The following is a 15646-nucleotide window of genomic DNA, read 5'->3' as shown; positions in this document are numbered from 1 at the left end:
ATATGTATACTTATGACTGATCTGTTATTTTATCCTTGTGAGTGTCAGGTCATCGAAATAGCATGGAGCATCAGTGCTATTCCAGAGGTAGAATTTTATTTTTCCCGGAGTGAAATTTTCAGGGATGTTAAGGTCAAGAAGAATTTTACTCCATCCTTTTTCATCAGTTTTCAGACTCTCCCCGTTTTGTTGATATAATTCCCCTTCTTTCACAGAGGAAGCAACCAGGAAAGAGGTTCCTTCCGGGCCTTTTCTCCATGCTGAGAATTTATATCGTTGTCCGGGTGTTACACTGTCAATTTCAATACTCATAGCAAAGGTATCACGATAGGGGAGTTTGGCAGCAAAGGATCCATTCCGCACTTGTTCGGAAGATTGATTTTTGCTGTTCTGAAATTTAAAACCTGGTTCCTGGAACCATTGTTCATCATTACTGATGTTTTCTGCTCCGCAATAGGCACTCCAAATTTCGGGTTTACCTACATCACTGAACAATTGGGATTTAGCCGTATCTACTTCATAGATTGACTGTATTCTGCCATAATAAATTTCTTTGAGGGATAGCCCAGCATTTTCAAGGGAGATCAATTCATCCTTTGACATCGGACCACCAACCAAGAGAATTTTAGGACCGTATTCCTTCACCAATTCTTCAACCGGCAAGGTAGCCTCCCAAAGCTGGAATCTATTAATCCGGATATCATAGAAGATTCCTTCAGGGTAAATTCTTTTAAGAGCATCGAGGTGGAGCTGTCTCGAATAGACACTCCCCCAGCGAAGCGCAGAATAAACATTGATAGAAACAGGGTAATAATAGGCTTTCACATAACCGGCAAATTCAGTCTTTAGCCTTGTATTCACTTTTTCTGTTTCCTGGTTACTGATGATGTAGCCATGATTTGCAGCTTCCAGGTAGTTCTTTGTTGAAGCTGCGAAAAGAATCATGATCACCAAAACACCCGGAGCCAGAAATTTGTGAATGCTAAGCGGGAGGAATGAAGGAAGTTCTTTAATGCTATGGATCGTGAATATCCAGAAAAGGCCAGTCAGGCTAATGCATGGGATGAGATAGTGATTCGTGTGATAATGTTTGGCAACCATCAGAATTCCCAGGAATTGTATAATCGCAATGCTAATGGCAAATCTTACCGGTTTGCTGCTTACCAGGTTTTTTGGGCCTTCTTTTACTATTACTAAAATACAAAGTGCTAATGCACCCAGGAGAGCTAGAGACATTGCCAGGTTATTCATAATTATTTCCGGCAGGCTTTTGAAATAGGCTCCAAAATCAATAAACCCTGTTCCTCCTTGTCCATAGGTGCCTGTATGAGTTGTCAGGCCAAGAAACCATTTTGCCATATGTGGGTACTCTGGAATAGCGGGGAAAGTGAAAAGTACGAAAGAAGGGATAATCACAGCCAGATAAAGGAGCTTATGTTTTCTTTGTCTTAATAATAAAACCGGTAATATGGCCAACGGGAGAAATGTTGCCTTAGTAGCTAAACCTGCACCGGAAATGATTCCAAAAAACACTGCGAAATTTTTCTTTTCCTTATCATAATCCACATAAAGTCGCAAGACCAGTAAGATCATGATCATGATGATGAAAACGAGCAATGGTTCAGGAGAAACTTTTGTGAACACAATTTCAAGCAGATTTGACGAAATAAAGGGAGTTGCCTGGAGGATAAGGCTTAACCAAACATTCCTGATGAGCAGAAGTGAAATTAGTCCGAGAAATAAAAGCATCAGCGCATTCATCGAGACCAATATTTTTCGTTCTAACTCTACATAATAATCCGGATTGCGAAGGATATCGGTTTGAAGTTCTTCTTTTTCTTTGAAATTTAACAGGTGAGCCACGCGCAAGACTACAGCGCTATAGATTTGCACAGGAGTTCCGGGGTTATCGGTATGTCCAACTGAATGCAGAGTGGCAATATTAATGCCATTCAACAGATACGCATATTCCGGATCACCACTAAAGGAAGTCCGGTTGAAATTCAGTCCAATAACCAGGAAGGTCACCGGCAGAATGATCAGGCTTAACTTAAGCAGTATTGTTTTCATCCGTAAATCAATTGTTATAAGAGGTTATCATGTATGCGCAAGGTATTTGCATTTTAAAATGCAGTCAAACAGGTGATTTCATAGTGACAGTGATTTATTAATCGAATAATTCTTCACGATTCTGATAGGCATATTTGATTATTTACCTGCTCCCATATTTGTTATCATAGATCCATCCGGCATCCAGTCTGATCATTTCTTCAACAGTTACATTTTTATCTATGGCTTTCTTTTTAATCTGCACCATGGATTCCGGACTGTTTCTAATTTGAGTCATAATTTCCCTGATAAGTTTTTCCTTTTCCTCAGGAGTCATTTTCACTGCATTGTTAGGATGAGTATAGGCTTTTTCAAGCTCATCCAGGAATCCATATGGAAACCTGTTCAGATTGGCCTCGGTAGAGATAAGGATAATAAAATCCTGCTTATTTACTGATTCTAAGAGGTCAATGTCCTTCACATTTTTTGGAACAGGCCATTTCCGGATTATGAGCTTCCTGGTTATAGAACCAGAATTCATTGTTAGAAAAGAGGCGTTCGCTGATTCCTGAACCCATAATATTCCAGTAGTAGCTATCGCCAACAACCAGTACTGACGGCTTAACCTGTCCGGGCACTTCGTTATAACGGATCCTTGGATAGGCCAATTCACCAGAACTAATTGGAAAGAGTAAATTCATGCCTTCTGCTACATCATCATCAGTATCCCGGGGAGTCCGGGAAAGGTCGATGCCATCCCAACCGAAATCAATCATAGGTTTACCAGACACATTTTCCATGTACCTAACCAGGGAGTCAACGGCTAATGCCACTCCATAAAGGCTCCAATGAATTCCTGTCTTTGAATAAAGTGGATAAGGGCTGGTTTTTTTCATTTTCAGGAACCAGTCGTTAAAATCTATATAATTGACTCCCAGTTCTTTGCTATTATTAATAAAACTGGCATAATTGGTAGGGCCTTGTTTAGTATTGCGATATCCTTCGGGAAAATATTCAGGAAAGTAGGAAGCTTTACCGGGAGCAAAAATGAGGAGGAAATGCTTGTTGTGTTCTTTCAATTTATCCTGGACAAACCTGGCTTTGGTCAGCTGTTCCCTAATCCTTGCATCGCCAATGTAATCAAGCCCAAGATATGCTTTAATGTAATTTGCTTCATAAAGATAGTTGTTCTTTCCAATGATAACCCCATTAGCCTGGGCTGTATCGAAGAGTGAAAATGCTACCTGGTTATTGATGCGAATAAGTGTCGGACGGAAGCCTATTCCCTGTTCCAGATAATCATCATACTTTTCCTGGAAGCTGGCATCAAACCATGATTTAAGTGTCAGATGCGGGCGGACAGGCTTCTCTATTGCCCCACTTAAGGGCTTTTCATGAATCAATCCGGTATACTGCTGTATTGCTGGCAGCACTAATGCCGTCAGCAGGATGAAGAACAGTATATAGCGGATGGTTTTCATGTCAGAACCGGAAGTAAATGAAGGGATTAAATCCAAATGCTGTAATAGAACTTATACAGATGAGGAGAAGGAAGATTGTTAAAATTGAGAGGGATAAATGTCTTTTTGTGGTATAATCATTGAAATAAATGGCATCCTGAATTTTTTGTCCGGGGTTTATATAGACAAAGAACGCAAACAGGAAAGCCAAAGCGAAGTAGAAGTATACCCCTTTGAACAGAGAAATGGAGGTACCTGATTCGAAAGCAAACATTCTGCCCAGGAATTGGAAGGCATCGGGCAGTGATTCGATGCGGAAGAAGACCCAACCGATAATGACTAAGAAGAAGGTGATCAATGTGCTGGGTAATTTCCCGATCCGATCATAGACTTTTAAAAGGAATACTCTTTCCAGTACCAGGAAAAGTCCGTGATAAGCTCCCCACACCACGAAACTCCATGAGGCTCCGTGCCATAGTCCTGACGCCAGAAAGACAAGCCAAAGGTTAAAATAAAGTCTCCATTTTGAGGATACCCTGTTTCCCCCGAGCGGTATATACAGATAATTACGCATCCAGGCACCCAGGCTCATATGCCAGCGTCGCCAGAATTCAGAAATACTTTGAGATATGTAAGGATTGTTAAAGTTTTCAGGGAATTTGAACCCGATCATCCTGGCGATACCTATGGCCATATCAGAGTATCCTGAAAAATCAAAGTAGATCTGGAAGGTATATGCCAGGATTCCAATCCAGGCAGTAAAAGTATCTAAATGGGCATAATCCAGGGCAAAAATGGCATCAGCCTGTTGGCCCATATGATTGGCGATGATTACTTTTTTTGCAAGTCCTAAAACGAACCTGTACATCCCGATAAGTTTATCATCCACTGTTTCATTTGCTGAACGGTCAGTGATTTGATCAGCCAGTTGATGATAACGAATAATAGGGCCGGCAATAAGCTTTGGAAAGAGTATAATATAGAGTTGATAATCCCAGAAGTTTTTTAGGGGCTTATGGATCTTTCGGTATACATCCACTACATAAGTAATGGTTTCGAAGGTATAGAAAGAAATTCCAATTGGTAATATCAGTTTTGTCCAATGCACGCCGGTCATGCCAAAAACAGAGAGAAAGGCATTGACATTTTCAACAAAAAAGTTGGAGTATTTGAAGTAAAAAAGAAGGCCCAGGTTAATGGAAACAGAGAGTGTCAGCATCAACCTTCTGTGCAGGGTAGTCTTTGTTGCTGCCATCCATTGTACGAGGTGGAAATCAAGAAAGGTAGTTCCCAGGATTACAAAGATGAACCTGGGTGCTCCCCAGGAATAGAAGAGAATACTGGCAATCAGGGTGAAATAATTCTTGAATTTTCCGGGCAGGATATAATAGATCAGCAGGAAAGCAGGGAGGAAATAAAGAATGAAAATGCTGCTGCTGAAAACCATGCCTGGATTTGAGGATTGATCATTTTATTGCCGCAAATGTAGGGAAAGTTCTGGTTTTATCCATTGGTAGGTTAGCCCGGACTTACATTTGGCTGCTTTCAGATTTCGTATCTGCGGTTTTATGGGGTTTAGGCGATGATGCAGGCTGTCGGCTGAACAGGTGAACAATTTCCAGGGAGTCGTCTTTCACTTGTTTCAGAGAAATGGGCATTGCCAGCCAGTACACCAGCCCGATAAGTCCACCCCACAGGAAAAAGGCACTGAAATGCAGGAGTGAAAATGAAACGGCGACCTCTGATGATAGCTGATAATAAGAGAAGAGCAGGACGAGTGAAGCTTCCCTTGTTCCGAATCCTGCAACAGATATTGGGATGATGGTTGAAAGGCTCATTATGCTCATGATGAATGCAACATCCACCAATCCGGGCTTTACTCTCAAAGAATGCATAATCAGCCAGGAGAAGAAGAAGTAAGCAAAGTATGCAACGATGGTTAGCGCCCACATTCGGAATGATTGTCGTGAGATTACGGCTAAAAAGCTTTCATACACAAATTGAGGTACTTTCCACCGATGGGTCCATTTCATTTTTACAATTTTGCCCAATAACCATAGTCCAAGTGTGTATGCGATAAGGATGAGGGCCAGCACTGAAACCATATATACCCAGCCCGGGAAAGTGCCTGGTATTTTGAGGTAATAGGCAAGTCCTGCAAGTCCGAACCAGCCCAGCATGGTGAAATCGAAAATACGGTCGGAAACGATGGTTTTGAAAGCTGAAAAGAAAGAGATTTCAGTCTCCTGCCTGACATAATACAGCCTTGCTATTTCACCAATCCGGCCCGGGGTAACAATTCCTATGGCATCACTCGACATATAGGCTCCAAAAGAGCGGCTGGCTTTATATGTAAATCCTTCATTGGCAACCAGGAGTTTCCAGCGGTAGCTTTTAATTCCCAGTACAATGACCACTCCGAATAATGAAAGCAGGTACATAGGAAGATCGATCCCGGCAAGGGTTTTTCTGAAACTGGCGAAGTCGAAATTTACCCGGGTAAGGAGGAAAACAAGAATAGCAGCGGTTATCACCAGTTTAACAATAAGTGATACCGTTTTTTTTGTCATGATTCCAGGTTGTTTCGTTTAATTCGGTAGGTAGATTTTTTCCAGATGGTCCTTGATTTCTCAAAGATCTTTCCAATCCAGGAGGGGGAAATCCTTTCAACCAGCCATCTTGCCGGAGCGGTTCCTAAAACCAAAAATAGTGAAAGTATCACTAGCTCCATGAAATATCTGCTCATTGGAAAATCTTTCAGCCTGTAGCCATAATCCGGGACAGCCAATCCAAGCATTTTCCGAAACCTGATTCTTATAAAAGAGCCTCTTTTCTTCAGGTCATAACCATGTGAATGCATGGTGATAGCTTCATTCAGATCTACAGGCTGTATGTTGATTGCACCATCGGCCTGCATTAGTTTAAGTATTTCTTCTCCCGGCAAACTCCTTGAAATTACCATGGAAAATCCTTTTCCTCTTTCTTCATAGGTAGGAGCCCAGGCGTCACCTCCGGAAATATCGGTGAATTCATTACTGAGGTCAGTGCATAGAAGGCTGTTTTTCAGAATATGAAAAGGGATCAGGTAGTTTGCATGGAATTTTGGCAATTCAATCACACGGCCATTTTTCATTTCCACCCTCATATTTCCCGGCCATTCCCCATGCCTGAAATACAGATGCTTAATCTGGGTATAGTCTTTCTCGCCATAAGATCTCAGGAATCCTGATACTGAAGAAAAATGCAGTGTGTTCCCATAGAAAGGGCCGAATATGTACTTTATATTTTCAACAGATGGATGTTTCAGCGCCTGTAATTTTCGGATGGATTGCACCTGTCCGGGTAGTCCTACATAAGCTAATCTCCCGTTAAATGCCTGAATCTCCGGTAAAATTTCATTGACAGAGGTGATGATATATTTGCTTTGTGAAGCGGAAAGGATCTCTTCACGACTTGTAGCTATAAAGGTCTTTGCCAACCAGGGTTCAGTTTCTGACATTCCTGTAACAACAGCACCTTCGATCATTTTTTTATCCAGCATCCAGATTAGAATCGCTGAAAGTATCCCCCCGCTTGCGGAAGATCTGCGGATGACAGGATCATTAGAAAAGCCTATGCTAATTTGCTGATAGGGGCCAGTGTAAGTATGAAAAGGAGTAGTTTCAGGGTAAAATTGTCTTCTGTAGCCAGGGAAATCAAAATTCCCCCCGGGACAAGCTTTCCAGAGCAATTCAGCAACATCATCTGAAGGTTCCTGAATGATGGCAGGCAGGAATTTCCCGGTGCGATCGGTGAATTGTATGGCACCATTTGAGAGGCCAACACAGGTTCCACACCGGTTGCACAGGTTATGATCAATAACAGACTGAAGACGGTCAAGACTTTTTGCAGACATAAAACTGGCGGATTCCTAATTCGGCAATGAAGGTACCTTGAAATTTTTCAATAATGGATTCTCCTGCTTTTTTTGCCCATTTTGGACCTACAGGGAGGAGAACAGTCCCTTTGTGGAGAGTTAATTCCCAGCCTGTTAGCTTTAACCATTTTTTAACTTCTTTTGAAGAAGGAAAGCGATGAGGACCTTCACCATGACCACCAAAAAGAGCAGTGTAAATGCGGTAGGGGATCTCGGAAGTTGCAGGCGGACAACTCAGGACCATTTTTGCATCCGGGATGGAGACCCTGTGAAGTTCTTCGAGGAAAAGAACCGGGTTTTCGACATGTTCCAATGTTTCAAGACAAAGTACCCGGTCGAATGATTCGTTAGCAAAAGGAAGTGTTGAATAGCTGTTGATCTTCACCTGGCTGATATCCGGGTTCAATGAAGTGGCAACATCCATCAGCTTTTGTGAGATTTCAGCATTGGTTACTTCAACAGAAGGCTCAAATTTGTTGATGTAGCTGGCAGCTTCCCCATCGCGGCTGCTGATATTCAGAACACGGGCACTGCAGTATAAGTCGAGCTGGGGAAGGCTGAAGAGGAAGCGCTGATCATGTGTATCTTTCACCTTATCGTTTTCTTTCACATACAGATGTGCCACCGCATCCCAGTGTGCTTCTACATCGGCATCGGTCCAGGGATTCTGAAAGTCCTCTTTTTGGTGCATGGGGGGTGTTTTGGATTTTGGTCCGCCAGCTGGCGGTTATTCATCGTTATTGCGTGTTTAATTTGGATTTCTGATTTTGGATTGCGGATTGTGAATTTTGGCTGCCAAATGTCGGATGGAATTGATTTGACTTTTAATTTTCAGCTTTATTAGGTATCTTGATTTTGAATTGGATGGTTTGATTCTTGACTCCTATCTTCTTCATACCCAATTCACTACCACCTAAATCAGAAATCCCCTACTCAGCTCTTCTTCCTGTTCAACAGCGCAATCTGATCTGCCAAAAGTCCAAAGAAAAACAGGAACATCCCCAGGGTAATGAGTATTATAGCGGAGTTTGAGAAGCGCTGAAAAGCAAGATAACCATACACGCCCCAACCAATGCCCAAGGCAGTGAATATGATACTGGCAGGGAAGAAAACTTTTAATGGATTGAATAGCATGATAATACGAAAGAGCAATAGCATTGTCTTAGTTCCATCTTTCAGGAATCTGACATTACTATTTCTTCCTTTGCGCTCTTCCACTTTGATGGGAAAGGTGCCAATGGTATAGCCTTCTTTTAGAAATGCCAGTGTTGAAGTGGTTGAAAAGCTAAATCCATTAGGCATTATGTGCAGCATAGAGAGGATGAGTTTACGATCGAACCCTCTGAAACCGGAGTTAAAATCGGGGAGTTGTTGTTCAACGAGGTATTCGCCGACTTTTCGGATCAGTTTTTTTCCTCCTTTACGATTCCGTACCTGGAAAGAGTCAATTCCACGTTCACCGATGACCATATCATGATTTTCGAGCAGTTCCATCGCTTTTGAAAGGTAAACCGGGTCATGTTGCCCGTCACTATCCAGAGTGATTACCTTTTCACCATTAGCTTTTCTAATGCCGGTTTTCAAGGATGCTCCATATCCTTTATTATTTCCATGATGGATTATCCTGATAGGAAATTGACCTGCAATTTCAGCAGTGCGGTCAGTAGAACCATCATCTACCAGGATCACTTCGTGCTTACTGCAGAAGCCTAGTTTGGTCATTTGTTCAAGGAAGGGGCCAATAACGGTTTCCTCATTGTAAGCAGGAATGATGATGCTGTATTCTGTAGTTTCTGTCATTGTCAATATTCCGGGTTTCTGAAACTTTCAATTTCAGTATATTATTCTTTTGCGGGAACAATGGTTCCAGCCTGAACTTTCATGTCATAAATACAAAGTGCATCAAGATACAACATTGAATCGAGTGAAATTCCCTGTGCAGCTGATTTATTCCTCACCATTTCGAGAAGTTCAGGTGATTCCATGATCTGCTTCCTGAAAACTTCAATTCCTTCTTTTCGTGTGAGTTTGCCAGTATACAATGGGTCAAGCACGGGTTTTGGGTAAATTCCCTGTTCTGCCAGCTTATAGTCGGGATATGATAGCAAATGAGGATATCGATCTGACTTTTTTATTTTCCCAAAGGACTCCCAGTATGATTCACGGGTATTGGATACATAATCGATAGCTCCTGTATGGTACTGTTCGATCTGAAAAAAATTATGAGCTGTAAAGATTAAAATGACTGTTATCACTATGGATTTAATCCAGATTTTACGATTTTCAAAAGTCCAGCTAATCATGGCCGCCATCGGAAGAGCCATAAGGCCGTATGAATCTACATAGGCCCGCAGTCCATAACTTCCGCCATACCACCATAACCACCAGGAAGAAATCACCCAGATATTCAATACGAGGAATACCAGGACAGGTGTGAATAAAGATTTTTTGTTCTTCCAAAGAAATATTAAACCGATCAATGCAAAAACTATGATGGGAGTATATACCAACCAGCCCTTCCGATAGCTGAAAAGTGAATTGATAACCTGGGGGTTCAGAAAGAAGAATTTCCCTTTATCACCATATGAGAAATACAAGTATTGGCCTGTGAAAGTCTTCCAATAGAGCATTTGGGGGAGCCAGGTCAATATAGCTGAAATCACCATGATCAGGATCCAATAGTATTTCCTCAGTAAAAACATTAACCTATTGAGCAATTCCTTCCAACTTGCTATACCCCAAAGTGGTAAAATAATGATAATTAGTATGTTAGTGGGTCTAATAAGGGCAATCAGCCCAGTTAGAAATCCAATTATCAAAGAAATCGCCAATCCCGGCTTTTCATACCACCTGATTGTCCAATATACAAAAGCTGTTAACAGAACAAAGTTGTATGAATGAGACATTGCAGGTTCATCCACTACATAAAACAACAGGTTAGTTGCCATTACAATTGTAAACATGCTGATGGCACTCACCCAGGGATTAAAATACCTTTCAAGTATTCGGCGAAGAAGGTGTAATCCAACGCAAAAGTAAAAGAGGGAACTTAAGATAAGAGCGAGTTGGTATGGCGCTGTGTATCCTGTTGCTTCATAACCCATCCAGGATAAGGGGTAGTGAATAATCAGGAAAAATGGAGTATACATGATTGAAAGCCCCATCGTGGTAACTATCACCCACTTCCCTGTTGGACTGGTAGCTGGCCAGAAATGCTTTGAAAAATTAGCCATGTTGGTTCTTACAAAACCCAGGCTTAAATCGTGATAAATAAAGGTTGCAGGTAAATATGCATAATAATGATTGATGTCATCCTTGATTATTTTATTGGGTTGATTCCATAAATTCCTGGAAACAGTCAATGAAATCACAATAATAATTATCAACCAGTAAACCAGGAATGTTGGTTTGGTTAGGCATGATTTAACGTTTCCTGTTGTCATTTTTCATCCGAATTGATTTCTGATAGAGCGAAAATAGTTCCATAGAAAAATGTAAACTCATTGAAGAAGACTCTTCTGCAGAGTGTGCAAAGTTTTTTGGAAAAGAGACAAACACTGATTTATTTACGACCAGCCTTGATAGGAGCCTCAATTTGATTGTAAAATTAGGGAAAGATCACATTCTTGAGTAATTATTTAATCAATTCGCACAGATCTTTGCTAATACAATGTATTCTGCTGCATTTTCAAAATAGTAAACCAGCGTAGCGGAATATTACAATATTACTTCACTGTCGTATCGACCCTGCTTTTTACCCTCGTGTATATTTCGTAATATTGCCATCCAATCAAGCAGATATGCAGTCACTTTCAATTATTATTCCTGCTTATAACGAAGCTAAGACCATTCACCTGATCCTTGACAAGGTCAGGAATGTGAATCTTGTAGGTGAATTGCGAAAAGAAGTGATCGTTGTAAATGATTGCTCATCGGATGCAACTGCAGAGGTTGTAGCTGCTTATTCAAAACTGCATCCTGATTTCAATCTTCGGTTGGAGAATCATCAGGTCAATAAAGGGAAAGGTGCAGCTATACACACAGGGATTAAAGAAGCAACCGGGCAATTTATTATTATTCAGGATGCTGACCTTGAATATGATCCTGAGGAATTCAACATTCTGTTAAAGCCTATGCTTGATGGAGTGGCAGATGCTGTTTACGGATCCCGCTTCATGGGGGGCAATCCACATCGTATCCTGTTTTTCTGGCATACGATTGGAAATAAGTTTCTGACGTTTACGAGCAACATTTTTTCCAATCTGAATCTTACAGACATGGAGACTTGTTATAAGTTGTTCAGAAGTGAAATCATTAAAGGCATACCATTACAGGAGAACCGTTTCGGCTTTGAACCGGAAGTAACGCAAAAGCTAGCTGCCATTGACAGGATCAGGATTTATGAGGTAGGGATTTCATACTATGGCAGGACCTATGAAGAAGGGAAGAAGATCAATTGGAAAGATGGTTTCAGGGCATTGTATTGCATTTTAAAGTATGGCCTTTCTCAAAAAAAGACATTTTCTAAAAAAAAAGCATCACCGGTAACCGGAGCTAAGAAAAAGTTAGGGCGAAACATAGGATATACGCTTGCATTTTTAATTTTCCTGGGACTGAATCTGAATTTTAGTCATACAGATTTCTACAAGCATAGCTACAGGTATGTTTTCAAAAGCGATGGGTTAGGGTATTATCAGTATTTACCTACATGGTTTATCCTCGATAACCTGGATAAACAAATGAAATATGCGATCAAGCTTCCTAATGGCAATATGTTCAATAAGTATACCTGGGGGACTGCCTTCATGCAGGCACCATTCTTCTTCATGGGACATGCTTATACATTAGCCAAAGGATTGCCTACAACAGGCTATTCAGCAGATTATGGTTTCTTCATTGCATTGGGTGCATTACTATATGCCTTCCTTGCTTTATGCCTGGTTTATCTTACTTTAAAAAAATATGTGTCCTCCATAATTGCCTTTTTTACAGTTCTTTTACTCTTTTTTGGAACCAACCTGTTTTTCTATACTGTGGCTGAACCTGCGATGTCGCATGTTTATTCTTTTTTCCTGATCAGTTTGTTTATTTATAAAGTCCCGGCTTTTCTTGAGAAACCCGGAATCATCAATTCACTTTGGATTGGGATTCCGCTTGCAGTGGCTGTGCTTATCAGACCAACCAACATAGTTATTGGGTTTTATCTTGTATTATTTGGAGTAACCAATTCCAGGTTACTGTGGGAACGGATAAAATTCCTTTTCAGAAGCTGGCCTTATTTAATTCTCATGTTCCTGGTGGCTGTTATTGTGTTTATACCACAAATGACTTATTGGCATCTTACAACAGGGGAATGGTTTGTTTATTCCTATAAATATTCAGCTGGTGGGAATGAATCCTTTATTTACTGGAATAATCCAAAAATATTCAAAGTATTATTTGGAGTAGTTTCCGGTTGGTTTATTTACTCCCCGGTAATGATTCTAAGCATGCTTGGACTCATCTTTATGATTTTCAGGAAGCATGTTCAGGGGATGGCAATACTGGTTGTATTCCTTGTAATTTTATATATAAATGCCAGCTGGTGGTGCTATACTTTTGATTGTGCTTTTGGATATCGCAGTTTCATTGAATATTATTCACTCTTTGCGATCCCCTTTGCGATCATTTTGCAACAACTGGTGCCAGATGGGTATATGATTAGGAAAGGCATTCTTATCGTGCTTGCTGTCTTCTTCAGCTACCTTAATATCCGGATGTCGATCTTGTATAACTGGGACCCATGCTGGTTCGGACCCAACTGGACTTGGAAGAATTATGAGAAAGTGGTAAAATCATCACTTAAAGGTGGGACGCTTCAGATTAACGTTCACAAACTGGAAGAAAATCAATAACGGTCTTCTTCTTCCTTCTTTTCGACTTCTGATGATTTTTCGTTGAAGGTTGCACAATTCAAATCTACTGAAAGCGGGGCTTCCGGTTTTTCGAAATCTCCTTTTGAAACCTGCAAGGTGGCGTCGGCATATACTCTTTTCATATAGAGTGCCCAAATTGGGAGAGCCATGTTAGCTCCCTGTCCAAGCGATGTTGAACGGAAGCGGATACTACGATCATCACCGCCAACCCAAACACCTGTTACCAGGTCAGGGGTAAGTCCCATGAACCAGCCATCAGAGTTACTTTGGGTGGTACCTGTTTTCCCGGCGATGGGATTAGAGAGCCCATATTTACCCCGCAACCTGGCACCAGTTCCGCTTTCTACAACACCTTTCATCAGGACCAGCATGAGGTAAGCTGTTTCCTCATTCATGGCTTCTTCCTGCCTGGGGGTAAATTCGGCAAGTACATTGCCATGCTTATCTTCAATACGCGTAATGAAAATGGGTTGGATATAAAGTCCTTTATTGGCATAGGTGTCAACAGCCCCGGTCATCTCATACAGACTGATATCAGGAGTGCCCAGACAAATGGAGGGAACTGCGGGTAAAGGGCTAACGATTCCCATTTTACGGGCAATTTTGACGACCGTTTGAGGAGAGAACCGTTTAATAAGATAGGCTGAGATCCAGTTGATGGAGTTGGCAAGGGCTTCCTTTAGGGTAACCATCTGTCCTTCCTTGTAATCGCTTGAATTTGATGGTGACCAAACTCCTCCATTGTTTTCAATGTTTACCTGGACATTGGGAACCTGGGAACAGGGAGATAGTTCTCCCATCCTGCATGGCAACAGTGTAAACAAAGGGTTTAAAGGTTGATCCAACCTGTCGTCGGCCAACCACCACATGGTCATATTTAAAATGTTTGAAATTGATTCCTCCCACATAAGCCCGCACGTAGCCCGTTTGAGGTTCCATTGACATGAGTCCGGCCTGGAGGAACCATTTATGATACTTAATAGAATCCATAGGACTCATGATTGTATCCAGCTCACCTTTCCAACTGAATACCCGCATTGGAATGGGGGTATTGAAACTTTTATCGATGGAATCATTTGATACTCCTGCTTTTTTCAGGCTGCGATACCTGTCGGAGCGCCGTTTGGAGGCGAGCAACATCTTATTGATCTCATTTTTGTCAGAGATATCATAAGGGGCATGCTTATTACCTTTCCAGTGGCGATAGAATTCAGGCTGAAGGTCTTTTGAAAGATGCTCAGTGACGGCCTCTTCAGCATACTTCTGCATCTTGGAATTGATGGTTGTATAAATTTTGAGTCCGTCTTTATAGAGATTGAATGATTCTCCTTCAGCATTCTTGTATTTATGAATCCAACCGTATGCAGGATTTTTCTCCCACTGAACAGAATCGGCAATATATTCCCCTGGATCATCATATGCTCCTTTTTCAGGTTTACCTGCCATCAGCATAAGCCGTATGTATTCCCGGAAATATGTGGCAGGGCCGGTGTTATGATCCTGCACACTAAAATGTGCCATATCAATCGGGATCAATTTCACAGAATCATACTCTTGTTCAGTGATATATTTATACTTCATCATTTGGTGAAGCACAACCTCGCGCCGTTTATTGGCCCTTTCTTTATTTCTTACAGGATGAAACCGGGAAGGAGCTTTCAATATCCCAATGAGCAGGGCTGATTCCTGCATATTTAATTCAGCAGGAGATTTATCGAAATAGGTTTTAGCTGCTGATTTAATCCCAAAAGCCTGGCTTCCAAAATCGACTGTATTCAGGTATAAAGCGGCAATTTCTTCTTTTGTGTAGTTTCTTTCAAGTTTGATGGCTGTAATCCACTCTCTGAGTTTTACATAACCGGTTCCAAAAATGGTGCTGAAGTTTCTCCTGGGGAAGAGGTTTTTTGCAAGCTGCTGAGTAATGGTACTTCCACCTCCTTTATCAGTATTTGTGACCATTCCAAACATCACACGCATCAAAGCTTTTCCATCGATTCCGGAGTGTTTTTCGAACCTCGCATCTTCGGTAGCAATAAGAGCTTTTACAATCCAGGGGGAGAGTTCATAATAATGGATATTGGACCTGTTTTCGATATAGAAGGCACCAAGCATTTTCTGATCTGCGGAAATTACTTCGGAAGCCAGGTTACTCTTTGGATTTTCCAATTCCTGGAGAGAAGGCATGAAGCCAAGCCATCCGGCTGATAAAGCGGTGAAAAAAAGAGCAATAAAAACCAGGGAAGCCAGGTATGACAGCCAGAACCGCTTTATCCAATCGTTCTCATTTAATTTCTTTTTCATGCTGT

At 41.3% G+C, this 15646-nt stretch carries 10 protein-coding genes and 1 pseudogene; 1 reads left to right on the top strand and 10 read right to left on the bottom strand.

Annotation, left to right across the window (positions count from 1 at the left end; translation table 11 throughout):
* Window positions 1-24: 24 nt before the first annotated feature.
* The 9 genes from IPH84_20110 to IPH84_20070 form a co-directional block, all read right to left on the bottom strand.
* On the bottom strand, window positions 25-2070 hold the full coding sequence (locus tag IPH84_20110; protein ID MBK7175464.1) for a hypothetical protein: 2046 nt from the start codon (window positions 2068-2070) through the stop codon (window positions 25-27).
* 142 nt (window positions 2071-2212) lie between these two features.
* Window positions 2213-2530: a hypothetical protein gene (locus IPH84_20105; protein MBK7175463.1), complete on the bottom strand. Its 318-nt coding sequence runs from the start codon at window positions 2528-2530 to the stop codon at window positions 2213-2215.
* Window positions 2517-3530: a hypothetical protein gene (locus IPH84_20100; GenBank protein MBK7175462.1), complete on the bottom strand. Its 1014-nt coding sequence runs from the start codon at window positions 3528-3530 to the stop codon at window positions 2517-2519. The genes IPH84_20105 and IPH84_20100 overlap by 14 nt, the downstream gene beginning before the upstream one ends.
* A gap of 1 nt (window position 3531) precedes the next feature.
* Window positions 3532-4956, bottom strand: coding sequence for an MBOAT family protein (locus IPH84_20095; protein MBK7175461.1), 1425 nt, complete (start codon window positions 4954-4956; stop codon window positions 3532-3534).
* Between the two features lie 82 nt (window positions 4957-5038).
* Window positions 5039-6079: a flippase-like domain-containing protein gene (locus IPH84_20090; GenBank protein ID MBK7175460.1), complete on the bottom strand. Its 1041-nt coding sequence runs from the start codon at window positions 6077-6079 to the stop codon at window positions 5039-5041.
* Complete coding sequence (locus IPH84_20085) at window positions 6076-7404, bottom strand: Coenzyme F420 hydrogenase/dehydrogenase, beta subunit C-terminal domain (protein MBK7175459.1); 1329 nt, start codon at window positions 7402-7404, stop codon at window positions 6076-6078. The genes IPH84_20090 and IPH84_20085 overlap by 4 nt, the downstream gene beginning before the upstream one ends.
* Window positions 7385-8116, bottom strand: a complete 732-nt coding sequence (locus IPH84_20080; protein MBK7175458.1) for a class I SAM-dependent methyltransferase — start codon at window positions 8114-8116, stop codon at window positions 7385-7387. The genes IPH84_20085 and IPH84_20080 overlap by 20 nt, the downstream gene beginning before the upstream one ends.
* 242 nt (window positions 8117-8358) lie before the next feature.
* Window positions 8359-9225, bottom strand: a complete 867-nt coding sequence (locus IPH84_20075) for a glycosyltransferase family 2 protein (protein ID MBK7175457.1) — start codon at window positions 9223-9225, stop codon at window positions 8359-8361.
* A 41-nt stretch (window positions 9226-9266) separates the two neighbouring features.
* Window positions 9267-10868, bottom strand: coding sequence for a hypothetical protein (locus IPH84_20070; GenBank protein ID MBK7175456.1), 1602 nt, complete (start codon window positions 10866-10868; stop codon window positions 9267-9269).
* Between the two features lie 357 nt (window positions 10869-11225).
* On the opposite strand from IPH84_20070, the gene IPH84_20065 reads away from it, so the two are divergent.
* Complete coding sequence (locus IPH84_20065) at window positions 11226-13319, top strand: glycosyltransferase (GenBank protein ID MBK7175455.1); 2094 nt, start codon at window positions 11226-11228, stop codon at window positions 13317-13319.
* Here the strand turns inward: IPH84_20065 and IPH84_20060 are convergent.
* Window positions 13313-15641 (bottom strand): annotated as a pseudogene (locus IPH84_20060) (transglycosylase domain-containing protein). The gene IPH84_20065 and the pseudogene IPH84_20060 overlap by 7 nt on opposite strands.
* Between the last annotated feature and the right edge of the window lie 5 nt (window positions 15642-15646).

Source organism: Bacteroidales bacterium (assembly GCA_016707785.1).
In the GTDB taxonomy this organism is placed as follows: domain Bacteria; phylum Bacteroidota; class Bacteroidia; order Bacteroidales; family UBA4417; genus UBA4417.
The sequence above is the reverse complement of the archived record's forward strand: the minus strand, read 5'-3'. Positions and strand labels throughout refer to the sequence as shown.